This is a genomic window from Buttiauxella sp. AC038, from assembly GCF_979253565.1.
On sequence record NZ_CEEDCQ010000001.1, the window covers coordinates 3,818,369 to 3,838,299 of the forward strand.

Annotated in this window: 16 protein-coding genes; 11 read left to right on the top strand and 5 right to left on the bottom strand. The window is 50.7% G+C overall.

The genetic code is table 11. The features are described 5' to 3' along the window. Positions 1–31: 31 nt before the first annotated feature. Positions 32–2,311 (bottom strand): phosphatidylglycerol--membrane-oligosaccharide glycerophosphotransferase, encoded by a 2,280-nt coding sequence (gene opgB, locus AC0IXI_RS18210; protein ID WP_471682894.1) that lies wholly within the window; start codon positions 2,309–2,311, stop codon positions 32–34. Positions 2,312–2,756: 445 nt separating this feature from the next. Here opgB and ahpC point away from each other — a divergent pair, with 445 nt between their 5' ends. The 4 genes from ahpC to AC0IXI_RS18230 all read left to right on the top strand — a co-directional run bounded on the left by ahpC (position 2,757) and on the right by AC0IXI_RS18230 (position 8,773). Further along, a complete protein-coding gene (ahpC, locus tag AC0IXI_RS18215) occupies positions 2,757–3,320 on the top strand; it encodes an alkyl hydroperoxide reductase subunit C (RefSeq protein WP_151994812.1) in 564 nt (187 codons plus the stop codon). Between the two features lie 96 nt (positions 3,321–3,416). Then, positions 3,417–4,985, top strand: coding sequence for an alkyl hydroperoxide reductase subunit F (gene ahpF, locus AC0IXI_RS18220; protein ID WP_471682895.1), 1,569 nt, complete (start codon positions 3,417–3,419; stop codon positions 4,983–4,985). A gap of 219 nt (positions 4,986–5,204) precedes the next feature. Continuing rightward, complete coding sequence (locus tag AC0IXI_RS18225; RefSeq protein ID WP_471682896.1) at positions 5,205–6,293, top strand: NapC/NirT family cytochrome c; 1,089 nt, start codon at positions 5,205–5,207, stop codon at positions 6,291–6,293. A gap of 38 nt (positions 6,294–6,331) precedes the next feature. Next, entirely contained in the window at positions 6,332–8,773 is a 2,442-nt protein-coding gene (locus AC0IXI_RS18230) for a trimethylamine-N-oxide reductase 2 (RefSeq protein WP_471682897.1), read from the top strand. A 75-nt stretch (positions 8,774–8,848) separates the two neighbouring features. Here AC0IXI_RS18230 and AC0IXI_RS18235 read toward each other — a convergent pair whose 3' ends face one another. Next, entirely contained in the window at positions 8,849–9,433 is a 585-nt protein-coding gene (locus AC0IXI_RS18235; protein ID WP_422568943.1) for a helix-turn-helix domain-containing protein, read from the bottom strand. Positions 9,434–9,601: 168 nt separating this feature from the next. Then, complete coding sequence (gene cysS / locus AC0IXI_RS18240; RefSeq protein ID WP_064516795.1) at positions 9,602–10,990, bottom strand: cysteine--tRNA ligase; 1,389 nt, start codon at positions 10,988–10,990, stop codon at positions 9,602–9,604. Positions 10,991–11,166: 176 nt separating this feature from the next. Here cysS and ppiB point away from each other — a divergent pair, with 176 nt between their 5' ends. From ppiB to mnmH, 5 genes are all read left to right on the top strand, one after another. Continuing rightward, positions 11,167–11,661: a peptidylprolyl isomerase B gene (gene ppiB, locus AC0IXI_RS18245; protein WP_064516793.1), complete on the top strand. Its 495-nt coding sequence runs from the start codon at positions 11,167–11,169 to the stop codon at positions 11,659–11,661. Positions 11,662–11,668: 7 nt separating this feature from the next. Next, on the top strand, positions 11,669–12,391 hold the full coding sequence (gene lpxH / locus AC0IXI_RS18250) for a UDP-2,3-diacylglucosamine diphosphatase (RefSeq protein ID WP_064516791.1): 723 nt from the start codon (positions 11,669–11,671) through the stop codon (positions 12,389–12,391). Between the two features lie 138 nt (positions 12,392–12,529). Continuing rightward, entirely contained in the window at positions 12,530–13,039 is a 510-nt protein-coding gene (gene purE, locus AC0IXI_RS18255; protein ID WP_064516789.1) for a 5-(carboxyamino)imidazole ribonucleotide mutase, read from the top strand. Next, complete coding sequence (gene purK, locus AC0IXI_RS18260) at positions 13,036–14,106, top strand: 5-(carboxyamino)imidazole ribonucleotide synthase (protein WP_471682898.1); 1,071 nt, start codon at positions 13,036–13,038, stop codon at positions 14,104–14,106. Before purE ends, purK begins: the two co-directional genes overlap by 4 nt. Before the next feature lie 119 nt (positions 14,107–14,225). Then, positions 14,226–15,326, top strand: a complete 1,101-nt coding sequence (gene mnmH / locus AC0IXI_RS18265) for a tRNA 2-selenouridine(34) synthase MnmH (protein ID WP_471682899.1) — start codon at positions 14,226–14,228, stop codon at positions 15,324–15,326. Between the two features lie 56 nt (positions 15,327–15,382). Here the strand turns inward: mnmH and ybbP are convergent, their stop codons facing one another. Next, positions 15,383–17,797, bottom strand: a complete 2,415-nt coding sequence (ybbP, locus tag AC0IXI_RS18270; RefSeq protein ID WP_471682900.1) for a putative ABC transporter permease subunit YbbP — start codon at positions 17,795–17,797, stop codon at positions 15,383–15,385. Beyond that, positions 17,794–18,480 carry a putative ABC transporter ATP-binding protein YbbA gene (gene ybbA / locus AC0IXI_RS18275; RefSeq protein ID WP_134183960.1) on the bottom strand — a complete coding sequence of 229 codons (687 nt, stop codon included), beginning with the start codon at positions 18,478–18,480 and terminating at the stop codon, positions 17,794–17,796. Before ybbA ends, ybbP begins: the two co-directional genes overlap by 4 nt. Here ybbA and tesA point away from each other — a divergent pair. Both tesA and AC0IXI_RS18285 read left to right on the top strand, forming a co-directional pair. Further along, a complete protein-coding gene (tesA, locus tag AC0IXI_RS18280) occupies positions 18,448–19,077 on the top strand; it encodes a multifunctional acyl-CoA thioesterase I/protease I/lysophospholipase L1 (RefSeq protein WP_064517643.1) in 630 nt (209 codons plus the stop codon). The genes ybbA and tesA overlap by 33 nt on opposite strands. After that, positions 19,067–19,876 carry an SDR family oxidoreductase gene (locus tag AC0IXI_RS18285; RefSeq protein ID WP_422568934.1) on the top strand — a complete coding sequence of 270 codons (810 nt, stop codon included), beginning with the start codon at positions 19,067–19,069 and terminating at the stop codon, positions 19,874–19,876. Before tesA ends, AC0IXI_RS18285 begins: the two co-directional genes overlap by 11 nt. Positions 19,877–19,931 lie beyond the last annotated feature (55 nt).

The window sequence follows — 19,931 nt, forward strand, 5'->3', positions numbered from 1 at the left end:
AACACGGCTGCAACTTGAAGTATGACGGATATTACGTTGCCGGAACGACCTTAATATCACCCATCCCAATCCCAATCTTGCGCGGTTCGTGACCAAGAATATTGCCTTCATTAGATAACTGCGGCTGCGGCGGAATAATCTCCAGCAGATTACTGCGCTCTGGATTATCAAAATGCAGCGTCGTGGTACTTAACTCTTCGCCAAGCGTTAGTGTCTGCTGCTGGTTCCCGACTTTGACCGGCACCGGTTGACCGATATTCGGGCCAAACGCTTTAGCTGTTATTACCAGGTCAAATTTCTCGGGCAGCGGCTCGGCATATTCAATTTTCACTTCCGGTGCCAGATTCGCATTCGACCAGCGTCCCCACTCTTCCGGACGAGAAATACCGGCATACTCTTTCACATTAAGTGGCGCACCCGGCACATTGAAAATAAAGCTATCTGCCTGGTAGCGGATGACGTTTTCATCCACTTTCAGTAACGCGACATTCTTTTTAAAGCGCGTTTTGTCGATATCCTGTTTGGTAAATTCAACCGCATGCTGTTCCTGCTGTTGTTCAATCAAACGCACTGACGGTTGGCCGCCAACTTGCCCCTGAGCCACGCACATTCCGGTCGAAAGTGCCAGTTTAGGTTCCCATAAACGCGCCATTTTGAAGCAGCGATCGGCCCAAATGAACTTGTCATTTTCTTTAAAGTCAGCAAGTTGGTAGCGCAATGGTGCTGAATATTCGCTTTCAGGCAACGGCTCTATTTTTTTATCCAGAATGCGCAGCAATAAAGGCATTTTGAAATGCGCGCCTGAATAGCTAAAGGTATTTTTCTTCTGATCAATCTCATACTGGCTAATAGTTTTCGGGAAGTTCCACAGATCGATTACGTCCGGTTTCCACTCCATTACCTTTTCTTTGACGTTAAGAAATACCGATGCAATCGACTGCCCGGACAAACTACTGCGCCCTAAGCCAAGATAATTATCGCCGCCTAAAACATCTAATACCGTTGCACCGTTATCCAACGTGCTGCGTTTAACTGGCACCAGATCGGCCTGTGGTTTATCACCGCGAATAATAAAGAACAGGTTATTTCTTTCGTGCTGATTGAGGTATTTATACGCGGTGTTATTCATTGCCAAATGGTCGGAACTTACGACAATGACGGTATTTTTAAAATACGGTGATGCTTTTATCTTTTCGATAAGTGCAGCGACATGTTCCTGGCTGCAAGCCACGGCGCTGAAGGATTGGTTTTCTTTGCCGTCAAAATTGTAGCTACGGCGCTTACAGGTTTTCGAGATAAAGCCGTCCGGGTGATGCGTGTCGACGGTCAGCGTAAACAGTGAGAAACGCTTATTCTTTTTCGACAGCTCAACATACTTTTCATAGACCTCGTCCAGAACCGTATCGTCGTAGAAACCCCAGTTATTGCGGTATTCCGGGTCTGCGACCATGCTTTTCAGCTCTTGCGCGCCGTACATATGGTCGAAGCCATGAGACTGTAAAAAAATGTCTTTGCCCGCAAAGCGTAAGTCTGCGCCCTGCATAAAGTAGTTTTCATATCCCGAGGCTTTCAGAATATCGCCAAGGCAGATATTTTTTGGGAAAAAACTCGACATTGAAGCTGATGAATTCCCCTCAAATGGTGCAAATAAAGGAATACCACATTGCGAGGCGACCATTCCGGCAATGGTGTAATCGGTGCCGGGTAATTGCACCGTATGGCTGAAATCTATTGCTTCATCTTTAAGCCCGGTTAATTCCGGCGCTAAATCAGGGAAGAACTCTGGCTGTAAATAAGTACGTTCCAGACTTTCACCGTAAATATAAACCAGGTTTAATTTAGGATCTTTAATGCTCCCCTGCGGGACTTTGTAATAAACATCAAAATCTGAGTTACCAGAACGAGTCTGTGATTTCACCAATTCTGTGACCTGGCGAAATGCTGGCGAGGCATCGACCGAACCCATCGCTAACGCAAGCGCCAACAGGCTGTAGCCAAAATGGTGAGGGTAGTTTTTACGGCGGCGTAAAATCCAGGTCAAACCGCTGAAAACGGCCACCAGCGCAACAAACACCCCGACACCTGGCAAGATATACTTCCCGATCCCTGCCCCAGTCAGGCTGCTGGTAAGGGTGTAAAGCACTGCATCGTTGATCCCATCACCGGTGAAGTAGTTACTGGCAACAAAGGTCACGTTCAGGACAATATAGAGTCCTAAAATCAGAAGGATAGCGCTAAACCACCAGGCGTTACGACCTGCTTTTACGGCGTATACGGCAATAGCTGCGACAAACAACACAATTGAAAGCATTTCCGACAACGCCTGACCCTCGAAATAGATGCGCACAATGGCACAAAGCTGTACTCAGAGATTAGTGAGCGCTCTAAATCTAACGTTGTTGTCATAGTCCTGCAATTTCTCTGACATGAAAATGTGCTCTATTTCGGAATTGTACCCGCTGTAAATATGGGTATTGCATTGTTCGATAGTAAATAGCTATCAGAACCATCGTTAATACAACGGTTGAGTGGATTGACCAATACTGCGCGCAAATGATTTAATCGCGCCGCTGTTATAATTTTTTAAAGTGGAATTGTAACGCGCAACATGAAGGCCACCCCGCAACGGGTGGCTTTTTTTTATGCCTGCCATTTCGCTTGTAAGGTATTACTTATCAATTCGATACGGTCTACCCATTAGAGCCAAATGCGAATATTCGGTACCTTTCTCCCATCGCAAAACGGAGGAAGTACAGATGTCTTTAATTAACACAAAAATCAAACCATTCAAAAACAGCGCTTTTAAAAACGGTGAATTCATTGAAGTAACCGAGAAGGATGTAGAAGGCCGCTGGAGCGTTTTCTTCTTCTATCCAGCTGACTTTACTTTTGTATGCCCAACTGAACTGGGCGATGTTGCTGACCACTACGAAGAATTCCAGAAACTGGGCGTGGATATCTACTCTGTTTCCACTGACACCCATTTCACGCATAAAGCATGGCACAGCAGCTCTGACACCATCGCTAAAATCAAATATGCGATGATCGGCGACCCAACTGGCGCACTGACTCGTAACTTCGAAAACATGCGTGAAGATGAAGGCCTGGCGGATCGCGGTACCTTTATTGTTGACCCACAGGGCATCATTCAGGCGATCGAAGTGACTGCTGAAGGTATTGGCCGTGACGCCTCTGACCTGTTGCGTAAAGTGAAAGCGGCTCAGTACGTTGCTTCTCACCCAGGTGAAGTTTGCCCGGCAAAATGGAAAGAAGGCGAAGCAACGCTTTCTCCATCTTTGGACCTCGTCGGTAAGATCTAAAAAAATAAGACAATAAACACCTGCAATAACTAACTCAGCGGTGGGCAGCGCGCAAGCCTGTCCACCCTGGTTATTCTCGCCATCAGGGAGATTTAAATGCTCGACAACAACATGAAAACCCAACTCAAGGCCTACCTTGAGCGCTTAACTAAACCTGTTGAGTTGATTGCCACGCTGGACGACAGTGCAAAATCAGCCGAGATAAAGGAACTGCTGGCAGAAATTGCTGAGTTATCTGAGAAAGTTTCCTTCAACATTAATAACGATTTGCCTGTGCGCAAACCGTCGTTTTTGATTACCAATCCAGGTTCCGATAAAGGCCCACGCTTTGCGGGTTCCCCACTCGGCCATGAATTTACTTCTCTGGTTTTAGCTTTGCTGCAAACCGGGGGACATCCGTCGAAAGAGTCGCAAGATTTGCTTGAGCAGATCCGTGAAATCGACGGCGATTTCCATTTTGAAACCTATTACTCACTCTCGTGCCACAACTGCCCGGACGTGGTGCAGGCGCTGAACCTGATGGCGGTGCTAAACCCGCGCATTAGCCACACCGCGATTGACGGTGGCGTGTACCAGAATGAAATTGCGGATCGCAACGTAATGGGCGTGCCTGCTGTGTTCCTGAACGGTAAAGAGTTTGGCCAGGGGCGTATGACGCTGGCTGAAATCGTCAGCAAAATTGATACAGGCGCTGAAAAACGTGCGGCCGAAGCGCTGAACAAACGTGATGCTTACGATGTGCTGATTGTCGGTAGCGGCCCTGCGGGGGCGGCCGCAGCGGTTTACTCGGCACGTAAAGGCATTCGCACCGGTTTGATGGGCGAGCGTTTTGGCGGCCAGGTTTTGGATACGGTTGATATCGAAAACTACATTTCCGTGCCGAAAACCGAAGGCCAGAAACTGGCTGGCGCACTGAAAGCTCACGTTGATGACTACGACGTGGATGTTATTGATACGCAAAGTGCCAGCAAGTTAATCCCGGCTAAGACTGAAGGCGGTTTGCACCAGATTCAAACGGCGTCTGGAGCAACACTTAGTGCACGCAGCATCATCATTGCGACCGGTGCCAAGTGGCGCAACATGAACGTACCGGGCGAAGAACAGTACCGCACCAAAGGCGTGACATATTGCCCGCACTGCGACGGCCCGCTGTTTAAAGGTAAACGCGTGGCGGTTATCGGTGGCGGTAACTCCGGTGTGGAAGCAGCGATTGACCTGGCGGGTCTTGTTGAACACGTTACGCTGCTGGAGTTTGCCCCAGAAATGAAAGCCGACCAGGTTTTGCAGAACAAAGTTCGCAGCCTGAAAAACGTCGACATCATTTTGAATGCGCAGACGCTGGAAGTGAAAGGCGATGGCAGCAAAGTCACCGGGTTGCAGTATAAAGACCGCGTAACTGAAAACGTGCATGAAATTGAGCTGGCCGGTATTTTCGTACAAATAGGCCTGCTGCCTAATACCAACTGGCTTGAAGGCAGCGTTGAACGCAACCGCATGGGTGAAATCATTATTGATGCGAAGTGCGAAACTACCGTTAAAGGTGTGTTTGCTGCGGGTGACTGCACTACCGTGCCTTATAAACAAATTATTATCGCTACGGGTGAAGGTGCAAAAGCCTCTCTGAGCGCATTTGATTATTTGATTCGCACTCCTATCGATAATTAAAAATCATTATTTACCTGCATATAAAAAAGCGGCTTCGGCCGCTTTTTTCATTCTTTAAATGAATCAAATACCCCATAGCATTCATTAAACAAATGAAATAAATAACTTTTTCTATCTCCGCCTCATTTTCTATTACGTGCCATTGACATATTTCGGCTCACTGCTCAAATATCCACAAAATAACCAATGTTTTATATTAAAAAGTTCAATGAGAATAATATGAACAAGAAATGGATTTTTGTGGTTTGTACGGCAAGTATCGTCGTTGGAGTTATGTTAACCGCACTCACCGGATGGGGTTTAAAAAAGACCTCAGAAACAGAATTTTGCCTCTCATGTCATACCATGCAAGCACCCTACGAAGAGTATCAAGGGTCGGTTCATTTTATGAATCAAAAGGGTATTCGCGCCGAGTGCAAAGATTGCCATATTCCGGAAGGTGGGCTCGATTACCTCGTAACTAAGCTTCGCGCCAGCAAGGACGTTTATCACGAATTAATCACCAACAAAATTGATACCCCTGAGCAATACGAAGCCCATCGCCTCGAGATGGCGCAAACCGTATGGAACCAGATGAAAAGCAACAACTCTGCCACCTGTCGTTCCTGCCACAGCATGGAAGCGATGGATCTACAAAAACAGAGTAGCGATGCGCAGAAAATGCATGCTTTGGCGGTGAAAGAGAACCAAACCTGTATTGATTGCCACAAAGGTGTCGCCCACTTCCCACCTGAAGTCAGCGTAGATAGCAAAGCGTTGGATGCAATGATGGCTGAAGCCGTTAAAACCCCAGTCGATTCCCCAGAACGCTTTGCCGTAACCCCAACGCCGTTGGGCAAATTGGGCACTGTCTATCCAGCGACAAAAATGAAAGTTTTGCGCCAAATAGATGATGGGCAAGAAGTTGAGATTACCGGCAGTCAGATGCAAGGTGCAGAGCAGGTTATCTACCTTGCAACAGGCCAAAGGCTGGTCATTGCCTCTCTTACCCCTGAAGGAATGCAAGCGCTTAAGCCACTGGGTGAATGGCAAAAAGACAGTTACGGCAATGTCTGGCGTGACGTTAGCCTGCAAGGTCCGGTCACAGAGCACTCGTTGGCAAGCCGCGAACCTCTTTGGCGCTATGCAAAATCCCTCGATACAGCTTACTGCTCCGGTTGCCACGCCCCAATAGCCGCAGATCACTACACCCTCAACGCCTGGCCTTCTATTGCTAAAGGAATGGGGTCCCGCACAGATATCAGTGATGACGATCTGGACCTTCTTACGCGTTGGTTCCAGTACCACGCTAAAGATGCTGCCCGGTAAGCCGTACGTCATAGCCATGTTCATTTAAGGAGAGAATGATGAAGTTAACACGACGTAGTTTTTTAAAAACGGCAGGCGGTACCGCGGGCGCCATGGTGGTGTCCTCAGCAATCCCGCTTCCTGCATGGGCTGAAACACCCGCAGGTACAATACTCACCGCGGCTCGCTGGGGAGCAATTGAAGTTGAAGTGAAAGATGGGAAGATAGTCTCATCGAAAGGCGTTCTGGCTAAAACCATCGAGAACTCACTACAGAGCAGCGCACCTGATCAGGCTCATACCGCCTGTCGAATTAAGTACCCTATGGTACGTAAAAGTTATCTCGCCGCACCAGGAACAGCAGATGGAAAACGCGGTAAAGATGAGTTTGTCCGCGTCTCCTGGGATGACGCGCTAAAGCTCATTCACGAACAGCATGCTCGTATTCGTACCACTCATGGCCCGGCATCTATCTTTGCGGGCTCTTATGGCTGGCGCTCCAGCGGAGTGCTGCATAAAGCACAAACACTATTACAACGTTATATGAGTATGGCTGGTGGTTATGCTGGTCACACTGGAGATTATTCCACAGGTGCTGCACAAGTGATTCTGCCGCACGTTGTCGGTTCCGTTGAGGTTTACGAACAGCAAACCGTCTGGCCCATGATCCTTAAAAATAGCCAGGTCGTTGTTCTGTGGGGAATGAACCCGCTAAATACACTGAAAATTGCCTGGAGCAGTACCGATGAACAAGGCCTGGAATATTTCAATCAGTTGAAAGCTTCCGGCAAAACGGTGATTGCCATCGATCCAATGCGTTCCGAAACCATCGGTTTCTTTGGTGATAAAGTTCAATGGATTGCTCCCAATATAGGTACTGACGTTGCGCTGATGTTGGGGATTGCCCATACGCTGGTTGAAGCAAACCTGCACGATAAGGCCTTTATCGAGAAATACACCACCGGATACGCGGAGTTTGAGTCCTACCTTCTTGGTAGTGCTGACAAAACGCCCAAAAACGCCGCCTGGGCTGAAAAAATATGCGGGGTTCCTGCCAAACAAATCACGCTGCTGGCTGAGATATTCGCCAAAAATAAAACCATGCTTATGGCTGGATGGGGTATCCAGCGTCAGCAGTATGGCGAACAGCGCCACTGGATGCTGGTGACGCTCGCAGCAATGCTTGGGCAAATTGGCAGTGATGGTGGTGGTTTCGGCTTCTCCTATCACTATTCAAACGGTGGTAACCCAACGCGTAGTGGCGGCGTACTCACGGCAATTTCTGCAACCATTGCAGGCAACTCTTCCGCTGGGAATGACTGGGCTACATCCGATGCTGTCACTAATATTCCGGTGGCGCGTATTGTCGAAGCACTGGAGAACCCTGGCGTTAAATACCAACACAACGGTAAGGAACAAACCTTCCCTGATATCAAAATGATCTGGTGGGCAGGCGGCGGTAATTTCACCCATCACCAGGATACCAACAGGCTTATTGCTGCCTGGCAGAAGCCAGAGCTGGTGGTGATTTCTGAATGCTACTGGACAGCTGCTGCAAAACACGCGGATATCGTGCTGCCGATAACGACCTCCTTTGAACGCAACGATCTGACCATGACCGGCGACTATAGCAACCAACACCTGGTGCCGATGAAGCAGGCCATTGCACCACAGTTTGAAGCGCGTAATGACTTTGACGTATTTGCCGATCTGGCAGAACTGCTCAAAGCAGGAGGAAAAGCCGTTTACACCGAAGGGAAAGACGAAATGGCCTGGCTGCGCGAGTTCTACGATGCCGCGCAGAAAGGAGCCCGTGCACAGCGCGTCAATATGCCGCAATTCTCTGCTTTCTGGCAGGCAAACAAGCTTATCGAAATGCGTAAAAACCCGAAAAATGAAACCTTCGTACGCTATGCGGATTTCCGCAAAGACCCGGTGATGAACCCACTAGGTACACCGAGCGGAAAAATAGAGATCCACTCAAAAACTATCGAAGAATTTGGCTATAAAGATTGCCCGGCGCACCCGACCTGGCTTGAACCAGATGAATGGGCAGGCAACGCTCAACCGGGTCAGCTGCAACTTTTAACCGCGCATCCGGCTCACCGTCTGCATAGTCAGCTTAATTATGCCGAATTGCGTAACAAGTATGCCGTAGCGAACCGCGAACCTGTCTATATTCATTCTGATGATGCTGCAAAACGCGGTGTTAAGAATGGGGATACGGTACGAGTGTGGAACGATCGTGGCCAGGTTTTAGCGGGCGTTGTGGTTACTGATGGGATCAAACTCGGAGTGGTCTGCATTCACGAAGGGGCCTGGCCGGATCTTGATCCAGCAACCGGTATTTGCAAGAACGGTAGCGCTAACGTGCTGACCAAAGATATTCCAACATCACGCCTGGCAAATGGCTGCTCTGCAAATACGTCATTGGTGAAACTAGAGAAGTATTCAGGAGCGGAGTTAACACTTAGTGCATTTACGCCTCCTGTCGGAGCGTAACATAAGACAATAAACCCCTTCGGTAATAGCCTTAGGGGTTTATTTTCACTTACGTATTCTTGCGACCCAGTCTTACTAATACTCCTTCGGCAAATGCCGAATCGCTACCAGTTTCCCACGCTTAATCTCAATGTAATCACCACGACGTAACTCCCCGAGAATCGCCATAATCGTGCTGCGCGCCAGTTGCGTACGCTCCTGAATAAAATCTGCTGCATTGATGTCACTGCGTAAATCGGGAGCTTGTGAATACAGCTCGAGCAGTTTATTGCGCACCATGACATAAGCCGTTACGCCGACCAGGTGCTCTTCACGCAGAGAATAAATCTGCAATGACCAGGCGAGAAAGCTGGCTACCGTCTCCCATAACTGCTTTTCAGTGATCACTTTTTTTGCCAGCTCATAAGGCACGACATAACCCTTGCAATCTTCCTCAACTTTAAGAAACCAGCCACCACGGGGGCGCAAACACTCAGCCAGACCAAATATCATTCTGCCTCGCACTGAGGAAAGGACGAGGCCATCAATTGCACGAATAAAAGTGAAATGCCCAGTGGGGAATAAATAGAGGTATTTTTCATCGTCGTGAACCGCGTTAAGTTCTTCTTTAGCTTTAAAAGTGCGCAGGGTGCCAAGCGGGCAAAGGAGCTTGTGCAACATGTCTATCTCCGCCAATGGCCTCGGCGGATAGAAAGATGGGGAAGCGGAGTCGTTGCTAAAATCATTTTCGCTAACCATGAGTTAACCTTTTTTAATTCTTATCACCAATATCATAGCTGATAAAAAAAGCGGCCTAAGCCGCTTTCTGAATGAGTGATTAAATAACGATTACTTTCTGCGCCAGGTTGTCCCTTGTGGGCCATCTTCCAGCACAATTCCCATTTCATTCAAGCGGTCACGAGCCTTGTCCGCCAGCGCCCAGTCTTTTGATTGACGGGCATCATTACGCTGTTTGATTAGCGCTTCGATCTCAGCCACTTCGCCGTCGTCAGACTGCGCACCACCTTGCAGGAAGGCTTCTGGATCTTGCTCCAGTAAACCCAGCACGCCAGAAAGTTGGCGCAATGCCGCAGCCAGGCCATTTGCTGCTGCCAAATCTTCAGTTTTCAGGCGGTTAACTTCACGCGCCATATCAAACAGTACAGAGTAAGCTTCCGGCGTATTGAAATCATCGTCCATCGCTTCACGGAAACGCGCTTCAAACGCCTCGCCACCCGCAGGCTGAACGCTACCGTCTGTACCACGCAATGCGGTGTACAAACGCTCAAGCGAGGTACGCGCCTGTTTCAGGTTCTCTTCACTGTAGTTCAACTGGCTACGATAATGGCCAGACATCAGGAAGTAGCGAATGGTTTCGGCATCGTAATATTTCAACACGTCACGCACGGTGAAGAAGTTGCCCAGTGATTTGGACATTTTCTCACGGTCAACCATCACCATTCCGGAGTGCATCCAGGTGTTAACGTATTCGCCGCCGTGCGCACAGGTTGACTGGGCGATTTCGTTTTCGTGGTGCGGGAACATCAAGTCCGAACCGCCACCATGAATATCAAAATGGTTACCGAGCTGTTTGCAGTTCATTGCAGAACATTCGATGTGCCAGCCTGGACGACCTTCGCCCCACGGGGATGACCAGCTTGGCTCGCCTGGTTTCGACATTTTCCACAGCACGAAATCCATCGGGTTGCGCTTAACGTTTGCTTCGACTTCAACACGGGCACCGGCTTGCAGTTGTTCCAGATCCTGGCGGGAAAGTTTGCCGTAATCGGCATCACTTTCTACCGAGAACATCACATCACCATTGCTGGCAACATAGGCGTGATTGCGCGCGATAAGCTGTTCAACAATTTCGATGATGTCCGGAATATGTTTGGTGGCGCGTGGCTCACTGTCCGGGCGCAAAATATTCAGCGCGTCGAAATCGGTGTGCATTTCGGCAACCATGCGGTCTACGAGCGCAACAAAATCTTCGCCGTTTTCATTGGCGCGTTTGATGATTTTATCGTCGATGTCGGTAATGTTGCGCACATACTTCAGCTTATAGCCGATAAAGCGCAGGTAACGCGCGACCACATCGAAAGCGACAAAAGTACGGCCATGGCCGATATGACACAGATCGTAAACGGTGATACCACACACGTACATGCCAACTTCTCCGGCATGAATAGGTTTGAATTCCTCTTTTTGGCGACTCATTGTATTGAAGATTTTTAACATCAGGGGATTCCATGTAAGCGTGTGATTTCAAAATTAGGCTATATGTTACATCAAAATTTCACACGGAAGCAGCACGCTTTGCAAGGTGATGATCATGTGCAGTTATGCTATAACAACCACCTTGTGTCGCGGCACCGTCTGCCCGAACACTGTCTGACTAATATAGGATGCACAGCATGGTTACTTTTCATACTAATCACGGCGATATCGTAATCAAAACTTTTGATGATAAAGCGCCTGAAACTGTTAAAAACTTCCTCGAGTACTGCCGCGAAGGTTTCTACGCGAACACCATTTTCCACCGTGTGATCAATGGTTTCATGATCCAGGGCGGCGGTTTTGAACCGGGTATGAAGCAAAAAGACACCAAAGACACCATCCAGAACGAAGCGAATAACGGCCTGAAAAACACGAAAGGTACGCTGGCAATGGCTCGTACCCAGGCGCCACATTCTGCAAGTTCCCAGTTCTTTATTAACGTGGCTGACAACGATTTCCTGAACTTCAGCAGCGAAAGCATGCAAGGTTGGGGTTACTGCGTGTTTGCTGAAGTAGTTGAAGGCATGGACGTTGTTGAGAAAATCAAAGGCGTGTCCACTGGCCGCAGCGGTATGCACCAGGACGTTCCTAAAGAAGACGTGGTTATCACAAGCGTAACCGTCAGCGAATAATTCGCCCATGGCGACGCTGTTTATCGCAGATTTACATCTGTGTTCAGAAGAACCGGCGATTACCGCCGGTTTTCTGCGTTTTCTGGCGGGCACCGCTCGGGAAGCTGATGCGCTCTACATCCTTGGCGATCTGTTTGAAGCCTGGATTGGCGATGATGATCCTGAACCGCTGCACCGCCAAATTGCTTTAGCCATTAAAGATCTGGTTGATTCCGGCGTGCCCTGCTTCTTTATTCATGGCAACCGCGATTTCCTGCTCGGCAAACGTTTTGCCCGTCTTAGCGGCATGACTTTATTGCCGGAAGAAAAAACGCTCGACCTGTATGGCCGCAAAATGCTGATCCTGCATGGCGATACCCTTTGCACTGACGACCACGGTTATCAGGCGTTCCGCAAGAAAGTCCACCGACCCTGGCTACAATGTTTGTTCCTCGCCCTGCCGCTGTTTATTCGTAAACGCGTCGCCGCCAAAATGCGCGCCGGCAGCAAAGCCTCGAACAGCAGCAAATCAATGGCGATTATGGATGTAAATCAACACACCGTGACCCGCGCGCTCACCCGCCATCAGGTACAGTGGATGATCCACGGCCATACGCATCGCCCAGAAATTCACTCGCTTTCAGCTAACGGCAAGCCCGCATTTCGTTGCGTACTTGGCGCCTGGCATAGCGAAGGGTCGATGATTAAAGTCACTGCCGAAGACGTCGAACTCATCCCCTTCTCTTTTTAAACAAAATCGCGTTTTTTTGCTGCCTTGTTAGCTACGCAACCGTTTTCCTTGCTCTATGTTCATGCTATTCTCTGTGCCCTTCTGACCGACCGAGCCATATTCGGTGATGTTTGCACACCCACAGGAGTTTTGAGACGCATGTCCTCCAACCAGACCCCAGCGCGTATCGCCATTGTCATGGGTTCCAAAAGTGACTGGGCTACCATGCTGTTTGCCGCAGAAATCCTCACCGCCCTTGATGTTCCACACCATGTCGAAGTGGTTTCCGCACACCGCACTCCCGATAAACTTTTCAGCTTTGCCGAACAAGCAAGCGGCAACGGTTATCAGGTTATTATTGCGGGCGCGGGTGGTGCGGCGCATTTGCCAGGTATGATCGCGGCAAAAACGCTGGTTCCAGTGCTGGGTGTGCCAGTCCAAAGCGCGGCATTAAGCGGCGTAGACAGTCTCTATTCCATTGTACAAATGCCACGTGGTATTCCGGTTGGCACGCTGGCAATCGGCAAAGCGGGTGCGGCCAACGCGGCCTTGCTGGCGGCACAAATCCTTGCGCTGCACGATAAAGAACTCACTATGCGCCTTGAAGCGTGGCGTCAAAGCCAGACCGATGAAGTGCTGGACAACCCCGATCCACGGGGTGAAGCATGAAACGCGTTTGCGTGCTGGGTAACGGCCAGTTAGGCAGAATGCTGCGCCAGGCAGGCGAACCGTTGGGTATCGCGGTTTACCCGGTTGGCCTTGATGCAGAACCTGAAGCCGTGCCATTTGCGCAAAGCGTCATCACCGCAGAAATTGAACGCTGGCCAGAAACCGCACTCACCCGCGAACTGGCTCGCCACAATGCGTTTGTGAACCGCGATGTGTTCCCAATCATCGCTGACCGTCTGACGCAAAAACAGCTGTTCGATAAACTCGATCTGGCGACCGCGCCGTGGCAATTACTGTCCAGCCGCGACCAGTGGGCAGGTGTGTTCCAAAACCTTGGCGAGCTGGCGATTGTAAAGCGCCGTACAGGTGGTTATGACGGGCGTGGGCAGTGGCGTTTGCGCAGCGATGAAACGGCTCAGTTGCCGGACGATTGCTACGGCGAATGCATTGTTGAGCAAGGCATTAACTTCTCGGGCGAAGTTTCTCTGGTTGGCGCGCGTGGTCACGACGGTACAACCGTGTTTTACCCGCTGACGCACAACCTGCATCAGGACGGTATTCTGCGCACCAGCGTTGTTTTCCCGCAGGCTAATATTGAGCAACAACAGCAAGCTGAAGCGATGCTTTCTGCCATCATGCATGAGCTGAACTATGTTGGTGTCATGGCGATGGAGTGCTTTATCACGCCAGCCGGGTTGCTGATTAACGAACTAGCCCCACGCGTACACAACAGCGGGCACTGGACGCAAAATGGCGCATCCATCAGCCAGTTTGAACTGCATCTGCGCGCCATTGTTGACCTGCCTTTGCCACAGCCTGTCGTTAATTCGCCGTCGGTCATGATTAACCTTATCGGCACCGATTTAAATTACGACTGGCTGAAACTCCCTCTGGTACATTTGCATTGGTACGATAAAGAGGTACGTGAGGGCCGCAAAGTCGGTCATCTCAATCTGAATGACAGCGATACCGATAGACTGAGTGCAACTCTCGAAGCCATCGTGCCATTGTTGCCAGCGGAATACGCCAGTGGTATTGCCTGGGCGCAGCACAAATTCGTTAAGTAGCCATAACGGCGGGTGGCGCTAAGCGCTTACCCGCCCGATCATTCAAGCCAACTCCCCCTTCCTTTCTTTTTTGCATGCAAAAGCGCACAATTCCGCCTCACTCGCTTTAAGGTTTATCTATGCAAAACGCTCGTCCCGATACTCAAGATTATGAACATCTTCTACGCGCTGATATCCCGCTGATTGATGTGCGTGCTCCGGTTGAATTCAGCCAGGGGGCGATGCCTGCCGCGCTGAATTTCCCGCTGATGTCGGATGATGAGCGTGCTCAAGTCGGCACTTGCTATAAACAGCGCGGGCAGCAGGCTGCGGTGGAATTAGGTCATAAGCTTGTCCAGGGTGAAATCCGTGATGCCCGTTTGCAGAAGTGGCTTGAGCAATGCCGCCAGAATCCAGAAGGATACCTGTGTTGCGCCAGAGGTGGCATGCGTTCCCACATTGTGCAGCAGTGGCTACGTGAAGCGGGCGTTGACTATCCATTGGTTGAAGGTGGTTACAAAGCACTGCGTCATTATGCGATGGAGATGATTGAGTCACGTTCACGCTGGCCGATGCTTCTCGTCAGCGGTAATACTGGCGGCGGCAAAACCATTCTTATTCGCTCGTTACCAACGGGTGTCGATCTTGAGGGGTTGGCGCATCATCGCGGTTCGTCGTTTGGCCGCACGATTGTCGAGCAACCCTCTCAGGCAAATTTTGAAAATAATCTCGCGGTAACGTTGCTTAAGAAAAGTGATGGAGCGCAAGTAACCTGGGTTGTTGAAGATGAAGGCCGGATGATTGGCTCTCGCCACATCCCGGAGTGCTTCAGAGAACAGATGCAACGCTCACCGATTGTGGTGATTGACGATCCATTCGAGCAGCGTTTAGAGCGTTTAAAAACCGAATATTTCCAGCAAATGAGCGAAGCATTTTTATCAGTACACGACGAAGAGACAGCCTGGCAGAACTATGGTGAGTATTTGCATCATGGCCTGTTCGCTATCCGCCGCCGTCTGGGGATGGAACGCTTTGCGCAGTTCAGCGCATATCTGGATGAAGCATTGGTTGAGCAACGCAAAACCGGCTCAGTAGAAGGGCATCTCGCCTGGCTTTCGCCGCTGCTCGAAGAGTATTACGACCCAATGTATCGTTATCAACTAAGTAAAAAAGCACACAATATTGTCTTTCGTGGCGACTACCAACAGGTGGAAGCCTGGCTTCGCGAACGTACAGCGTAAATTACCTTCAACGGGCTGGCGTTAAATAGATTGCCAGCCCGTAAGTTTCACGCTTATCAGGCAACAAACTGGCGGAATAGCGCTTTACCTTTCAGCAAACGAATCCCCAACCAGCCGCCACACAGAGAAAGCAGCACAGCACCGGTTAACGGCAGGATTACCCACAGCCGCCAGTCTGGTTCCCATGGGAAATCAAACACGCGGGTTTGCAGTAGACCGAGCGCAGTTTCAGCACCAATCGCCGCCACCAGCCCGGAAACCAGCCCCAGAACCGCAAATTCACACCATAAAGTCGTGCGCAGCAAGCGCTTCCCTGCACCCAAAGTGCGATATACCACCAGTTCCTGATGCCGTTGGCGCATCCCTACTTGAACCTGGGCCAGCAGTAACAGCACACCGCAAGCAGTCACCAGCACCACCATCACTTCCAATGCCCGGCTCACCTGCTCTAGCACCTGCCCTACCTGGCGCAAAATGGCCCCGATATCCAGCAAACTGACGGTAGGGAATTCACGGTTAAGTTGCGTTAACACGCCATTTTTCCCATCCAGATGGAAGCTCGTCAGCCAGCTTTGTGGTTGGTTGTCGAGCGCACCCGGCGGGAAGATAAAATAGAAATTAGGTCGCAGACTCTCCCAATCAACTTTACGCAGGCTTGAAACTTTCGCCGAGAAATCCTGGGTATCGCCCATAAACGTGACGGTATCTCCCAGTTTAATCTTCAGCCGTTTTGCAACACCTTCATCCATGGACACTTCGCCCGCTTTCGGCGGCCATGAACCGGCAAGTATTGGGTTATGCGTTGGCTTCTGGCTCTGCCACGTCAGATTGAGTTCGCGGTTAAGTGCTTCATCAGTATTACCCTCGGTGGATTTTCCGTTTATCGCCGTCATACGCACACGCACAATCGGGTAGAACGATTCCGGGATTATCTGATGCTCAGCTAAAAACTCTTTCACTGGCTGAACCTGCTCGGTGGCAATGTTTAGCAGGAAATAATTCGGGCTTTCCGGCGGTAACTGTTGCTGCCAGCGGTCAAGCAAATCGCCACGCAGTACCAACAACAATGCCAGTAACATAAACGATAGCGAAAACGCCGCAAGCTGACTTAAGGTTGCCCATGGCTGGCGCAGAAGGCGATTTACGGCCAGGCGCAGCGCGAGGTTTTTCAGCGTCAGCTTCTTCAGCAGTTTCAGTACCCCCCAGCCAACAATGCCGCACAAAGCCGCGAGTACAACTGTACCTGCCAGCACCGCCCACAAAAGCGTGCTCCCACCCATCAATGCGGCCAGCAGTGCGACAACAACGATGAAGATGACTGGCAGATAGATTTTCAGCGGCCAGACGTTTGCCACGGCATCACGGCGTAAAACGCGCAGCGGTTGGGTTGCCAGCAGTAAGCGATAGGGGCGCAAACCCACCAGCAGGGAGATCACCACCATTGAACCGACAGCCCACACCCACGGCCAGAGGCTGGCTGGAGGAAGGGCGGCAGGCAATACAGGCTTAAGCAGGCGCATTAGCACCGCTTCAAACACCAGCCCTGCGGCACCACCGGTAATTGCCGCTAGCGCCAGCACCATCAACCACTGGCCGATAATCAGCTTGCGCAGCGCAGCACGCCCTGCCCCGAGGGTTTTCAAGATGGCGACTAAATCGTAACGGCTGCGGCAGTAATGATTCATCGCGACCGCAACGGCTGCGACTGCCAGTAATAGCGTCAGCAGTGCAGAGAGTAGTAAGAATTGTTGCGAGCGTTCCAGAGATTTCCCGAGAGCGCCGTCATCTTGTTCCATACCGTACCAGCGCTGCTCTGGCTTGAGTTTTGGCACCACATACTGTTCAAATTTATCGAGCTGCTGCGGCGTGCCGCCAAATTTGTAGCGCCATGAGATACGGCTCCCCGGCTGCACCGCGCCGGTTTTTTCCACATCAGCCAGGTTCATCATTAAGCGCGGAGCCATCTGGAACGGGTTAAAACCCGAGTCCGGCTCCTGAATCACTTCTCCGGCAATGCGTAATGTGGTGTCGCCCACATCCAGCGAGTCCCCCACGTTAAGATTGAGCAACGCCATTAAACGCGGTGCCAACAGCACGCTTCCCGGCTCGGGTTTTAGCCCTGGCGGGTTGGTATCGAGCTGGCCGTACATCGGGTAAACCTCATCCACGGCTTTTACCGATGCCAGTTGCGGCGTATCTCCGGCAAATGTCATGGTGGCGAAGGTCAGTTGTTTGCCGACTTTCAGCCCGTCCTTTTTCGCCTGATCCAGCCATTCCTCAGGCACTTCTCGCGAGCTGCGTAATGCACGGTCACCCGCCATAAAGTCGCGGCTTTGCTGGTTTAGCCCTTGTTCCATGCGGTCGCTGATATTACCCAACGCCAGCACACATGCCACCGCCAGGCTCAACGCCAGCCAGACAATCAATAACGATGGCGAGCGCCATTCACGCCAGAACCAGCGGGCAATCATGCTTCCTCCCACAACTGACCTTCGCGCAGGCGCAGGCGGCGGTCACAGCGGGCTGCAAGCTGTTCATCATGCGTCACGAGGATGAGCGTAGTGGAAAAATCCCGGTTCAAGGAGAAGAGTAAATCCGCAATACGATCGCCGGTGTGGCGGTCAAGATTACCGGTTGGCTCATCGGCAAACAGCACCGAAGGACGCCCATTAAAGGCGCGAGCCAATGCCACACGTTGCTGTTCGCCACCGGAAAGCTGCGCGGGGAGGTGATCCAAACGTTTCCCCAGACCAAGCTGTTCGAGCAATGCTTTCGCCTGCGCACGACTGGATGAGTCATTTTCCCCGCGCAGCAGCGCCGGAAGTTCAACGTTCTCAAGCGCGTTAAGCGTGGGAACCAACATGAATGACTGGAATACAAAGCCGACGTTTTTCGCCCGCAATGCCGCTCGAGCTTCTTCATCCATACTATGCAGCGGCTGGCCGCACAGATGCACCTCACCTTCGCTGCCATCATCGAGCCCCGCCAGAATCGCCAGTAGTGTAGACTTCCCTGAACCGGATTCACCGATAAGCGCGATGGTCTGCGCCTGTTTGACAACCAGCTCAACTCCGGTAAGGATGGAGAGCTGATGTTCCCCAGTTCCTACGGACTTACTAAGATGATGAACTTCAACAATGTTTTCCGCTGGCATTTGCCCTTCCTGTTTCTGGCTTTCTTAACCATTCGCGCCGCGCATGCGGACACGTTGTTGATTTTGGGAGATAGCCTGAGCGCCGGTTACCGAATGTCAGCAACAGCAGCCTGGCCGGCCTTGCTGGATGCGAAGTGGCACCAGCAAAATACTAAGGTGGTGAACGCCAGTATTAGTGGCGACACCGCACCACAAGGTCTGGCACGGTTACCGGCGCTACTGAAACAGCATCAGCCTCGCTGGGTATTAATTGAGCTTGGCGGTAACGATGGCCTGCGCGGTTTTCAGCCACAAGCCATCGAGAAAAGTTTGCGCCAGATAATTAACGATGTGAAAGCGGCAAACGCTCAACCATTGCTGATGCAAATACGTCTGCCTGCAAACTACGGTCGTCGTTATAATGAGTCGTTTAGCGCTATTTATCCGCAACTTGCCAAAGAGTTTTCTATTCCTCTTCTGCCATTTTTTATGGAGGAGGTCTATTTGAAACCGCAATGGATGCAGGATGACGGTATACATCCGAATAGTGATGCTCAACCGTTTATCGCCGACTGGATGTCTTCCCGTCTGGCACCTTTAGTTAAACATGACTCATGAACAATCGGGGCACCTCTCGGGTAAAGTTATGCAAAAATCAGTTTTAATTACAGGTTGTTCCAGCGGTATTGGTTTTGCCTGCGCACAAGATTTAAAGCAGAAGGGTTATCACGTTCTGGCTGCCTGCCGTAAACCTGCAGATGTTGAGCGTATGAACCAGGCCGGATTGACCGGCGTATTGCTCGATCTCGACTCGCCCGAGAGTGTGAAAGCAGCGGCGGAACAAGTCATTGAACTGACCGAAAACCGCCTGTATGGGCTGTTTAACAACGGCGGTTTTGGCGTTTATGGGCCGTTGCAAACCCTTTCACGCGACCAGCTTGAGCAACAGTTTTCAACCAATTTGTTTGGCACCCACCAGCTGACCATGCTGTTACTGCCGGCCATGCTGCCGCACCGTGAAGGGCGCATTGTGATGACCAGCTCGGTTATGGGTCTGGTTTCCACGCCAGGTCGTGGTGCGTATGCCGCCAGTAAATATGCGCTGGAAGCCTGGTCCGATGCACTACGCATGGAACTGCATCATAGTGGAATTAAAGTCAGCTTGATTGAGCCCGGCCCGATTCGCACCCAGTTCACGCAGAACGTCAACCAGACTCAAGCTGACCATCCGGTAGAAAACCCAGGAATTGCTGCACGCTTTACGCTCGGGCCGGAAGCGGTAGTGGAAAAAGTGCGCCATGCTTTTGAAAGCTCAAACCCGAAATTACGTTATCCGGTGACGCTGGTTGCCCATGCTTTAACGTGGTTACGCCGCCTGTTACCAGGCCGTATGTTGGATAAAATTTTACGTGGTTAGTTGAAGCAACTGACGCCAACCCCCATGTAATTATTAAATATTTAAAAGAGAGTTA

Bases quoted from the DNA above. Each gene is read 5' to 3' on its own strand.
- opgB (WP_471682894.1), bottom strand. From the start codon at position 2,311: ATGCTTTCAATTGTGTTGTTTGTCGCAGCTATTGCCGTATACGCCGTA.
- ahpC (WP_151994812.1), top strand. From the start codon at position 2,757: ATGTCTTTAATTAACACAAAAATCAAACCATTCAAAAACAGCGCTTTT.
- ahpF (WP_471682895.1), top strand. From the start codon at position 3,417: ATGCTCGACAACAACATGAAAACCCAACTCAAGGCCTACCTTGAGCGC.
- AC0IXI_RS18225 (WP_471682896.1), top strand. From the start codon at position 5,205: ATGAACAAGAAATGGATTTTTGTGGTTTGTACGGCAAGTATCGTCGTT.
- AC0IXI_RS18230 (WP_471682897.1), top strand. From the start codon at position 6,332: ATGAAGTTAACACGACGTAGTTTTTTAAAAACGGCAGGCGGTACCGCG.
- AC0IXI_RS18235 (WP_422568943.1), bottom strand. From the start codon at position 9,433: ATGTTGCACAAGCTCCTTTGCCCGCTTGGCACCCTGCGCACTTTTAAA.
- cysS (WP_064516795.1), bottom strand. From the start codon at position 10,990: ATGTTAAAAATCTTCAATACAATGAGTCGCCAAAAAGAGGAATTCAAA.
- ppiB (WP_064516793.1), top strand. From the start codon at position 11,167: ATGGTTACTTTTCATACTAATCACGGCGATATCGTAATCAAAACTTTT.
- lpxH (WP_064516791.1), top strand. From the start codon at position 11,669: ATGGCGACGCTGTTTATCGCAGATTTACATCTGTGTTCAGAAGAACCG.
- purE (WP_064516789.1), top strand. From the start codon at position 12,530: ATGTCCTCCAACCAGACCCCAGCGCGTATCGCCATTGTCATGGGTTCC.
- purK (WP_471682898.1), top strand. From the start codon at position 13,036: ATGAAACGCGTTTGCGTGCTGGGTAACGGCCAGTTAGGCAGAATGCTG.
- mnmH (WP_471682899.1), top strand. From the start codon at position 14,226: ATGCAAAACGCTCGTCCCGATACTCAAGATTATGAACATCTTCTACGC.
- ybbP (WP_471682900.1), bottom strand. From the start codon at position 17,797: ATGATTGCCCGCTGGTTCTGGCGTGAATGGCGCTCGCCATCGTTATTG.
- tesA (WP_064517643.1), top strand. From the start codon at position 18,448: ATGATGAACTTCAACAATGTTTTCCGCTGGCATTTGCCCTTCCTGTTT.
- ybbA (WP_134183960.1), bottom strand. From the start codon at position 18,480: ATGCCAGCGGAAAACATTGTTGAAGTTCATCATCTTAGTAAGTCCGTA.
- AC0IXI_RS18285 (WP_422568934.1), top strand. From the start codon at position 19,067: ATGACTCATGAACAATCGGGGCACCTCTCGGGTAAAGTTATGCAAAAA.